This is a genomic window from Bacteroides sp. HMSC067B03 (assembly GCF_001811315.1).
In the GTDB taxonomy this organism is placed as follows: domain Bacteria; phylum Bacteroidota; class Bacteroidia; order Bacteroidales; family Bacteroidaceae; genus Bacteroides; species Bacteroides faecis.
This window is the reverse complement of sequence record NZ_KV804423.1, coordinates 1-1,614: the sequence shown is the minus strand read 5'-3', so window position 1 is coordinate 1,614 and position 1,614 is coordinate 1. Positions and strand designations below refer to the sequence as shown.

Below are 1,614 nucleotides of genomic sequence, written 5' to 3'. Positions count from 1 at the left end.
AGTAGAAGATTAAATTGGATATGAAAAAAGATAACACCTTAGAGTATCTACTGATTCTATATTTAATATCAGTAATAGGTATATTTACCTCCTTATCGGTTTTGGCTTATTGTGGAGTTTTAAAATAAAGGGATAACAGCCAGGAAAGATCGGCTTTTGATAATATTAATAGAGAAATGAGTGAAACAATACAATTAACTCCCGGTCATGTAGCTGCCTACAAGGAACTATTGACTAACCCAAAGAAGAACGGATTTGATTTTCGTCCGATAACCGAATGTTTCAGACAGATTGAAACGGTAACTCCTAAGCATGAGTTATTTAACGTGTACGTTGAATATTTACAGAAGCCTTTGCCAAAGGTGATGTTCTACATTATTATGGACGAACTTTACGGACACTTGACAGGGCGGGCTATTAATGCGGAAGGTGAGCCGGGTTATTTAGGGTATAAACTGGAATTTATAAATGCGTAAAAAATTAGATATGAAGAAAATACTAATAGCATCCTGTACCCACCCGCAATACGGGGATGTATATGTAGGTTTTCAGAATCGTGATGAACTCTTTGTAAAACAAGGGTTCTACAAGATGCAAGGAAACGACTTGGAAGATTTATCCAATTTCATTCCTTCCGCCTGCACGTGCATCCATTTTGCGGATAAAGATGTACAAGAGTATTGTAATTAATAACAAATCAGATATGAGCTTTATAACAAGACAAAAAAATGGGCTTTTATGCCGATTTTCAACGGTGATAGATACTGTTACTGACTACAATATGACAGATGAAGAATATATTGAAATGTGTGCCCAAAAGGCAAGGGAGAAAGCTCAAGAAACATTAAAACATTCTCTCCGTCCGTTTGAAGAGGTAAAAGCATCTTTTGCGCCTACCAATATGAGTCGTAGTGAGTTCAACAGGATTTTAAGATTAATGGAAAAAGAAATAAAATCATAACTAAAAAAATGAAGCGATTTAATACTCAAACAAGGTTTGTTCCTCTAAAGATAGACAAGGACTTTAATGTGGAACATATTCAATCAAAAGATGGAAAAATAAAAGACTTTAGAACGCGCAAAGCAGTTGAGAAGTATTGCAAGGAAAATCATTGTATTTATTGTGAAGAAAAATACATATTCTACAAATGATTATCTATTCAAAAAAAGCCGCGCAAGAAAAAAATCTTTGCGCGGCTAAACTTTATAGTCTCAAATTACAGCAGTCGTTCGGGCTGTAGTTTACATTCTCCTTCCAGTACTGAAAATGACTATCCACGTCTTCACAAACTGAAATCTCCCTGAATCCTGAAATCTTATTTAGATATTCGATTTTTCGCTCCAGCTGCAGATGATTGTACCCTGCATGCTTCAGGGTGTATTCGGAATAGTCAATATCAAACCATTGCTTCACCCATGTGTTTACCCGCAAGAACTCCACTAGAATCTTATCACATTTGATACTATTCAGAACCTTAAAATCAATAAATTGAGGGATAAATGGGGATAACCTGACAGACACATCAAACCCTTGCTCCTGCAGCTTCTCAATAGCTTTAATCCGTGCAGATGGTAGACACGCCTTTTCAAATGTACGTGAAAGTGTGTCATCCG

The 1,614-nt window shown here is 36.1% G+C and carries 3 protein-coding genes and 1 pseudogene; 3 read left to right on the top strand and 1 reads right to left on the bottom strand.

Annotated features, from left to right (window positions below):
* The first annotated feature begins 176 nt into the window (after positions 1–176).
* The 3 genes from HMPREF2794_RS21320 to HMPREF2794_RS21310 are packed head-to-tail and all read left to right on the top strand — an operon-like array spanning position 177 to position 961.
* On the top strand, positions 177–476 hold the full coding sequence (locus HMPREF2794_RS21320; RefSeq protein ID WP_070752618.1) for a hypothetical protein: 300 nt from the start codon (positions 177–179) through the stop codon (positions 474–476).
* A 10-nt stretch (positions 477–486) separates the two neighbouring features.
* Entirely contained in the window at positions 487–690 is a 204-nt protein-coding gene (locus tag HMPREF2794_RS21315; protein ID WP_070752616.1) for a hypothetical protein, read from the top strand.
* Positions 691–703: 13 nt separating this feature from the next.
* Positions 704–961 (top strand): hypothetical protein, encoded by a 258-nt coding sequence (locus HMPREF2794_RS21310; RefSeq protein WP_032851951.1) that lies wholly within the window; start codon positions 704–706, stop codon positions 959–961.
* 243 nt (positions 962–1,204) lie between these two features.
* Here HMPREF2794_RS21310 and HMPREF2794_RS21300 read toward each other — a convergent pair.
* Positions 1,205–1,614 (bottom strand): annotated as a pseudogene (locus HMPREF2794_RS21300) (radical SAM protein); the annotation flags it as partial.

Excerpts from the sequence above, each read along its gene's own strand:
- HMPREF2794_RS21310 (WP_032851951.1), top strand. The coding sequence starts at position 704 with ATGAGCTTTATAACAAGACAAAAAAATGGGCTTTTATGCCGATTTTCA.
- HMPREF2794_RS21315 (WP_070752616.1), top strand. The coding sequence starts at position 487 with ATGAAGAAAATACTAATAGCATCCTGTACCCACCCGCAATACGGGGAT.
- HMPREF2794_RS21320 (WP_070752618.1), top strand. The coding sequence starts at position 177 with ATGAGTGAAACAATACAATTAACTCCCGGTCATGTAGCTGCCTACAAG.